The 7,636-nt window shown below is 68.6% G+C and carries 8 protein-coding genes; 6 read left to right on the forward strand and 2 right to left on the reverse strand.

Translation table 11 applies throughout. From position 1 onward, the window contains the following. Both NS283_RS11400 and NS283_RS11405 read right to left on the reverse strand, forming a co-directional pair. Positions 1-707 (reverse strand): chaplin family protein (locus NS283_RS11400; protein ID WP_153003347.1); only part of this gene is annotated, 707 nt, incomplete at its 3' end. Between the two features lie 78 nt (positions 708-785). Beyond that, the gene (locus NS283_RS11405; protein ID WP_058596990.1) at positions 786-1,901 is read right to left on the reverse strand and encodes a hypothetical protein; all 1,116 of its coding nucleotides are present in this window, start codon (positions 1,899-1,901) and stop codon (positions 786-788) included. A 664-nt stretch (positions 1,902-2,565) separates the two neighbouring features. Between NS283_RS11405 and dnaB the strand changes: the two genes are divergently transcribed. The 6 genes from dnaB to NS283_RS11435 all read left to right on the forward strand — a co-directional run. Beyond that, positions 2,566-3,861: a replicative DNA helicase gene (dnaB, locus tag NS283_RS11410; RefSeq protein WP_418299884.1), complete on the forward strand. Its 1,296-nt coding sequence runs from the start codon at positions 2,566-2,568 to the stop codon at positions 3,859-3,861. Between the two features lie 24 nt (positions 3,862-3,885). Continuing rightward, the gene (locus NS283_RS11415) at positions 3,886-4,686 is read left to right on the forward strand and encodes an alpha/beta fold hydrolase (RefSeq protein ID WP_058596992.1); all 801 of its coding nucleotides are present in this window, start codon (positions 3,886-3,888) and stop codon (positions 4,684-4,686) included. A 189-nt stretch (positions 4,687-4,875) separates the two neighbouring features. Further along, positions 4,876-5,775: a VOC family protein gene (locus tag NS283_RS11420; RefSeq protein ID WP_081317399.1), complete on the forward strand. Its 900-nt coding sequence runs from the start codon at positions 4,876-4,878 to the stop codon at positions 5,773-5,775. Beyond that, positions 5,772-6,410, forward strand: a complete 639-nt coding sequence (locus NS283_RS11425) for a GTP cyclohydrolase II (protein ID WP_058596993.1) — start codon at positions 5,772-5,774, stop codon at positions 6,408-6,410. The genes NS283_RS11420 and NS283_RS11425 overlap by 4 nt, the downstream gene beginning before the upstream one ends. Positions 6,411-6,452: 42 nt before the next feature. Continuing rightward, positions 6,453-6,935: a MarR family winged helix-turn-helix transcriptional regulator gene (locus tag NS283_RS11430; protein WP_058596994.1), complete on the forward strand. Its 483-nt coding sequence runs from the start codon at positions 6,453-6,455 to the stop codon at positions 6,933-6,935. A 34-nt stretch (positions 6,936-6,969) separates the two neighbouring features. After that, positions 6,970-7,636 (forward strand): Type 1 glutamine amidotransferase-like domain-containing protein (locus NS283_RS11435; RefSeq protein ID WP_081317400.1); only part of this gene is annotated, 667 nt, incomplete at its 3' end.

The raw sequence follows: 7,636 nt of genomic DNA on the forward strand, positions 1-7,636 counted from the left end.
ACCGCGATCGGGATGATGGCCTGGTTGCCACCGAGGAGGCTGTCGGTGCCGTCGGTTTCGACGTCGCCGGTGGAGCCGGTGGTGCCGGTGGTGTCGCCGGTGGTGGTGGCGTCTTCGCTGTGGCTGTCGCCGATCACCGAGACCGCGTTGCCGCCTATGGTGACCGGTACCGCGATCGGGATGATGGCCTGGTTGCCGCCGCCGATGCTGTCGGTGCCGTCCGTGGTCACGGAATCCGTCTTTCCGGGCACCTCGTGGGTGGGGGCCGGTGTGACGGGCAACGGGGGCTGCTCCGGAGCCGTCTCTGGCTCGGCAGCGGGCTCGGCAGGCACCGACGTGTCGGCGTCCTCGCTGCGGCTGTCACCGATCACCGAGACGGCGTTTCCGCCGACGGTAACGGGCACGTCGACCGAGATGATCCCCTGGTTGCCCGAGGCCACTCCGTCGCTGCCGTCGGTGGTGGTCACCGGGGCGGCATCCGGAGCGGGCGCCGAGGTGTCGGCATCCTCGCTGTGGCTGTCGCCGATCACCGAGACGGCGTTTCCGCCGACGGTGACGGGCAGGTCGACCGACACGGCGGCCTGGTCGCCCGAGAGCAGACCGTCCTCTCCCGAGGTCTCCGCGGCATTGGCGATGCCGCATCCGAGGACGGCCAGGCCGCCCCCGACGAGCGCGCCCAGCAGGGCACGCGAGTAGAACTTGCGCATGAGTGTTTCTCCTGTGTGTGAGTGAGGGTGCGCGAACGCGCGGGGTCGTCTGCCGTGCGGGGCACGGCGCGACCGTCCTCAGTCAGGAGAGACGTCGGTGGCGAAGACGGGGCTCCCCGGCAGATCGTCGTCGACGTTGTGGCGCAGAGCGAGAAGCAGCAGCCCGGCGCCGAAGACGGCGTTGGCGGGCGTTGCGACGGGGGAGGGGGCGGCGGCGGAGCTTCCGGATGCCGACGACGAGCCCGGGACGCCCGACACGCTCTGTGCGGCGAGGGGCGTCGGATCGTCGGTGGGAACCGCGGGGGATGCGGGGGCGGCGATCTGCGCCGGCGGCGCGGAGTGCGCAGCGGCGGTGAAGAACGCGGCGGTCGCGCGAGCGTGCGCGAAGAGCGCATCGGTGGGGTCGGCCGGGGAAGCCGTCGACGGTGCGCCCATCGCCAATGAGGACGTGGGGTCGGTCGCCACCGGTGCGGCCGGCGGCGTGACGACTCCGCCCGGCTCGACCGGCATCGGGACCGTCGGCACGACGGGAATCGCGGGGATGACGGGCGTCACCGGGGCGACGGGGTCGACCGAGGGCAGCTCGCCGATGATCACCGGAACCGTGCCGTCGACCGTGTCGCCCACGTCGGTGACGACGTCCCCGAGGCCCGTGTCGTCGACGATGGGTCCGACCACGGGCAGCGCCTCGACGGTGTCGACGATGGGCTCGACGATCGTGCCGCCCACGCCTGAGTCGACGACATCGGACACCCCCTGCGTCGCGTCGTCGACAACGGTGTCGACCGTGCCGAGTGCCCCATCGGACACGTCACCCGCCGTGTCGGTGACGGCAGCCGCCGTGTCGGAGACGGCGTCGGTCACCGTGTCGGTGATCTCGGTGACCGGGGCTGCGACGGGCTCGGGCAGCGCTTCGGAGACGGTGTCGGAGACGGATGCCGCGGTGTCGGCCACGTGATCGGTGACAGGCTCGACGGCATCGGTGACGGGGCGGGCGACGTCGGCGACCGCATCGGTCGCGTCGTCGACGGTCGAGGCGATTCCGCCGAGCAGACCGGCTCCCCCGCCGTCATCGGCCGACGCGGACGTCACCGAGAGGACGAGCGAGAGGAGCGCGAGGGCGAATGCCGCGCAGGCGCCGGCGATGAGCAATCGCAGCGTGTGCGACACTCCCCGCTTCGCCGTGGCATCCATCGATGCACCCCCAAAGAATCGTCAACGACTCTGCGGCGGCAACGGTACGCCTGAGTCGGCGGGTTCGATAGGGCGGGGGTGAAATCTCGGTAGTCGGTAAGTAACCGCGGGATGACGGGCGACACGCCGGATGGGAAAAATGATTTGACAGCAGGGACCTTGGATGGCTAGGCGTCCGGCGAGTTATCCCCCGAGTTGTGCACATGCGAACCCCGTAGCGCACAACCTTCAAGCCGAAGTTCACGCAGGTTTCAAACAGAAAAGCTGTGGACAGATTTATCCCAGGTCAGAAAGCTCTTACTGCCCAAAATTCGTATCCATCCACCTAGTTGTCCACAGTAGTTGTGCACAGACGTGGCGGCGTTTCCCGCAAACTCTCCACAGAGTTATCCACAGGTCTGTTTGCATGTGGAGACGGTGGTATCTAGCGTGGGTGCAGCCCCTCGGGCACCCCCTTCACCACCGGCGCGCGTCGATGTCGGATGTTGGTGATTTCATGCTGGCGAGATCGTCCCACCCGCAGCGTTCCCGACCTTCCCACGCGCGCGCGCGCGAGGAGGCGAGGGGGCGTCGGAGCACTGAAGGAGAGCACGTGTCGATCGCTGACATCGCCGAAGAGCGTCTCGGAAAAGCGCCGCGCCCCGAGCGCACCCCGCCGCACGACATGCTGGCCGAGCAGAGCGCTCTGGGCGGCATGCTCCTGTCGAAGGATGCCGTGGCGGATGTCATCGAGACCCTTCGCGGCCCCGACTTCTACGTGCCGAAGCACGAGCTGATCTTCGAAGCAATCCTCACCCTCTACTCGCACGGTGAGCCGACCGACGTCGTCGCCGTCACCGACGAGCTCATCAAGACCGGCGAGCTGCAGCGCGCCGGCGGGCCCGACTATCTCCACACCCTCACTTCGATCGTCCCGACCGCCGCGAACGCCGGTTACTACGCGTCGATCGTCGCCGAGCGCGCTCTGCTGCGCCGCCTCGTCGAGGCCGGCACGCGCATCGTGCAGATGGGCTACGCCGGCGAGGGCGACCCGACCGAGCTCGTCAACAGCGCGCAGGCCGAGATCTACAACGTCTCGGGCGACGACAGCGCCGAGGACTACATCCCCCTGACGGTCGCGGTGGATGCCGCTGTCGACGAGATCGAGGCCGCCCGCGGTCGCGACGGCTCGATGACCGGCATCCCCACCGGCTTCGCCGGTCTCGATCAGCTGACCAACGGTCTGCACCCGGGTCAGATGATCGTGCTCGCCGCGCGTCCCGCCATGGGTAAGTCGACGCTCGCGCTCGACTTCGCCCGCGCGGCCGCGATCAAGTCGAACGCGCCCTGCATCTTCTTCTCGCTCGAGATGGGCCGGTCCGAGATCGCGATGCGCCTGCTGAGCGCCGAAGGCGCCATCCCGCTGCAGAGCATGCGCAAGGGCACGCTCGACTCCCGCGACTGGACCACCGTCGCCGCCACCCGTGGCCGCATCAACGACGCCCCGCTCTACATCGACGACAGCCCGAACATGACGCTCGTCGAGATCCGGGCGAAGTGCCGTCGCCTGAAGCAGCGCGAGGGTCTGAAGATGGTCGTCATCGACTACCTGCAGCTGCTCACGAGCGGTAAGCGCGTGGAGTCGCGTCAGCAGGAGGTCAGTGAGTTCTCGCGTGCGCTGAAGCTGATGGCGAAGGAGCTGCAGGTTCCCGTCATCGCGCTGTCGCAGCTGAACCGTGGTGCCGAGCAGCGCGCCGACAAGAAGCCCGCCCTGAGCGACCTGCGTGAGTCGGGCTCGATCGAGCAGGATGCCGACATGGTCGTGCTCCTGCACCGCGAGGCCGCGTACGAGAAGGACTCCCCGCGCGCCGGTGAGGCCGACCTGATCGTGGCGAAGCACCGTAACGGTCCGACGGACACGATCACGGTGGCGTTCCAGGGGCATTATTCGCGGTTCGCGGATATGGCGCCGGGGATGTAATCGATCGGTGAGTGTCGGTTGATCATGGAGCCTGAACCGGCGTCGGGTGGGAACCCGGTCGTCCTTCTGCACGGTTGGCCGGGGCTCCCTTCGGACTTTCGGGCCGTCACGCCCCTCCTGTCGGGTACTCGCGTACTGGTCCCGACGCTCGCAGGATTCGGGACCGGTTACACCGGTCCTATCGACACGGACGATGCCACCGCGGACTCCTATGCCCGGCGCCTCCTCAGAGAACTCGATGCCGAAGGCGTCACGGGCGGAGTGACGATCGTCGGCTACGACATCGGCAGCCGCATCGCTCAATCCGCTCTGCGCGCCGACCCGGACCGCTTCATCGGCGCAGTCCTCACGCCCGGATATCCCGGAATCGGCGCACGGGCGGGCGACGCAGAGTACGCCGAGCGGTTCTGGTACCAGCACTTCCACCGCACCCCGCTGGCAGCCGAGCTCATCGACGGCAACGAGAGCAACGTCGCCTCCTACCTCGACTGGGTGTGGGATCAATGGTCAGGATCCGACGCACCGCAGCGGCATCCACACCGCGATGACCTCATCGCCGCCTACAGCAGGCCCGGAGCCTTTCGCGCCAGCATCCAGTGGTACACCGCCAACCGTGGCTACAGCGGAGCACTCCCACCCATTCACACCCCGGCGACGATCCTCTGGCCGGATGCCGACCCCCTCTTCCCGCCCGCATGGGCAGACCGGATCCCTGAATTCTTCTCGACCGCCGGCACGCACTCCGTCGCCGGGTGCGGTCACTTCCTCCCCCTCGAGAATCCGGCCGCACTCGCCAACGCGATCCTCCGCCACGCCACCGCGTAGCTCGCACTCCCCGTCAGTCGCGTGTGCGTGACCACCCCTTGCTGATCGCTCCGTCGCGAAAGGGTTTGTGAGCCTCGTCGAGCCCGCCCGAAGATCGTGCGGTCAGTGGGGAATGGCTTTCCCCACTTAGTTGTTGCGTCAACTAACTGCGGTCGGACCGTCCGATCCGCAGGCCGAAGGACGTGCCCGATGACCACTCCCGCGCTGACCTGGCGCCCGTCTCCCGTTCATACCGCCGGTGCCGCGGCCGACGCCACGCGCATGGACACGGTCGAACTCCTCGTCGGAGACCTCGACGCGCAGACGGAGTTCTACCGCCGCGCCGTCACTCTCGAGGTGCTCGACCAGTCCGGCCCGCGCGCAACCCTCGGCCGTGACGGCATCCCGATCGTGACCCTCACCCACACGCCCGACCTGCCGCCCTTCCGCCGGCACGACGCCGGGCTGTACCACACGGCCATCGCGTTCCCCGATCGCGCGGCGCTCGCCGCGGCGGTCATGTCGATGGCCCGTCACGCGGGGCATCTGTACGAGGGCGCGACGGATCACACGTTCAGCAACGCCTTCTACTTCCACGACCCCGAGGGCAACGGCATCGAGCTCTACTGGGATCGCCCGGTCGAGGTCTGGCAGAACAAGCCCGCCGGATGGATGCCGCAGAACCTGGCGATCGACCCGAACGCGTTCCTTCGCGAACACTTCGACCCCTCGCGCGAGAGCACCGATGAGGCCACGATCGGCCACGTGCACCTGCAGGTCGGTGACATCGCGACGGCGCGCCGCTTCTACGTCGACACCCTGGGCTTCGACGTCGTCATGGACCTCGGGTCCGCGTTGTTCATCTCCGCCGGCGGCTACCACCACCACATCGGCATGAATACATGGCACAGCGCCGGCGCGGGCCCGCGTGCGGTCTCGCTCGGCCTGGGCGATGTCCGTCTCCGGATGCCAGAGCGCAGTGACGTGCTCGCCCTCGCCGATCGTGCCCGCCACAGTGGCATCGCCACGGAGGACGACGGGCGGAGTCTCCGGCTCCGCGATCCCTGGGGAACCCTGTTGACCGTCACGCCGGAAGAAGGTGCGGCATGAACGCGGCGATCTCTCTCCTCCCGCGCGCGGAGGTGCGCACCGAGGTGCGCATCCCGCTGCGATTCGCCGATGGTTTCGAGACCACCGCGCGGGTGTCGACGTTCCGTCACCTCGCCGACGGAGCCGAGCACTTGCTCCTGTCGTTCGACGGAACCTCCCAGAGCGACGACGCTCCCCTGGTGCGGCTGCACAGCGAGTGCCTCACCGGCGACGTGTTCGGTTCGGAGCGATGCGACTGCGGCCCGCAGCTGCGCGAGGCCGTTGAGCGGCTGTCGATCGAGGGTGGCGCGCTGCTCTACCTGCGGCAGGAAGGCCGTGGCATCGGGCTGTACGCGAAGCTCGACGCGTACGCTTTGCAGGATGCTGGACTCGACACCTACGAGGCGAACACCGCCCTGGGGCACGGGGAAGACGAACGCGATTACACCGCGGCCGCGCAGATGCTCGATGCGGTCGGGGTGCGTGGGATCCGGCTTCTGACGAACAATCCCGACAAGGTCGCGCAGCTGACCGCGCTCGGGATCACCGTCCATGGCGTCGTGCCGACCGGAGTGCACCTGACGGCGGCGAACGCTCGTTATCTGCGGGCGAAGCGCGATCGCACCGGCCACCACCTCGACCTCGGGGTAGCGTGAAGGCGCGGTAGCCCCTCCCGCTCCCGACGTTCGGAGCACCTGATGACCTACGCCGTTCCGCGCATGACCCCCGAAGAGGGCGAAGCCTGGCTCGGGCTCCTGCGCGTCTGCAATCTGCTGCCGAGCGAGCTCGATGCGCAGTTGTCGCGTGACTCCGGGATGACACATTACGAGTTCGGCCTCATGTCGTACCTTCGCGCGATGCCCGAGTCGACGGCATCCATGACCGAAATCGCCGAGGCCACGAACGCGACACTCCCGCGGGTGTCGCACGTGTGCCGACGGCTGAAGGGGCGCGGGCTGGTCGAGAAGTCGATCTCGCCCGCCGATCGACGCGTCAGCAGGGCCACCCTGACCGCGGCGGGGCGACGGGAGTTGATCCGCGCGACCCCGCGACACATCGCCACCGCGCGCCGGCTCGTGATCGACGCGCTCTCGCCCGAAGATCTGGCTCACCTCTCGCGGATCACCGCGATTCTCGGGAAGAATCTCGATCCGTTGCACCGGTTCGGCCCACGGGGATGAGGGAGCGCTCGATGACCACGCGTGTCGGTGAACCATGAAGCTTCTGCTGACCTCCGGCGGGGTCACGAACGACAGCATCCGTGCCGCTCTCGTCGAGCTGCTCGGCAAGCCGATCGAGGAGTCGCGCGCGTTGGTGATCCCGACGGCGCAGTGGGGCCACCCGATGTGCACGCCCGAGAGTCTGTGGCGCGCCGTGTCGGGGAAGACGCGTCTGGTCGAGCTGGGCTGGGAGTCCGTCGGGGTCCTCGAGCTCCTCGCTCTGCCCACCATGCGTCGCGAGCGCTGGGAGCCGTGGGTGCGCGAGTCCGACGTCCTCCTCGTCGACGGGGGCGAGGCGGTCTACCTCGCGCACTGGCTGCGCGAGTCCGGGCTCGCTGACCTGCTCCCGTCGCTGCCGGACACGGTGTGGGTCGGGGTGAGCGCCGGCAGCATGGTGCTGACGCCGCGCATCGGGCCGGAGTTCGTCGAATGGCAGCCGGACGGCACCGACGAGGCGCTCGGTCTCGTCGAGTTCTCGATCTTCCCGCACCTCGACTACCCGGGCTGGTCGTCGAACACCACGGAGAGCGCGCGGAGATGGGCGTCGAAGATCGGGGTGCCGGCCTACGCGATCGACGACGAGACGGCCCTCATGGTCGAGGGCGATGAGGTGCGCGTGGTGTCGGAGGGGCACTGGGAGCGTTTCGGCGGCGGGGGTGGGG

Origin of the sequence: Microbacterium testaceum, from assembly GCF_001476285.1 — a bacterium.
Taxonomy (GTDB): Bacteria; Actinomycetota; Actinomycetes; order Actinomycetales; family Microbacteriaceae; genus Microbacterium; species Microbacterium testaceum_B.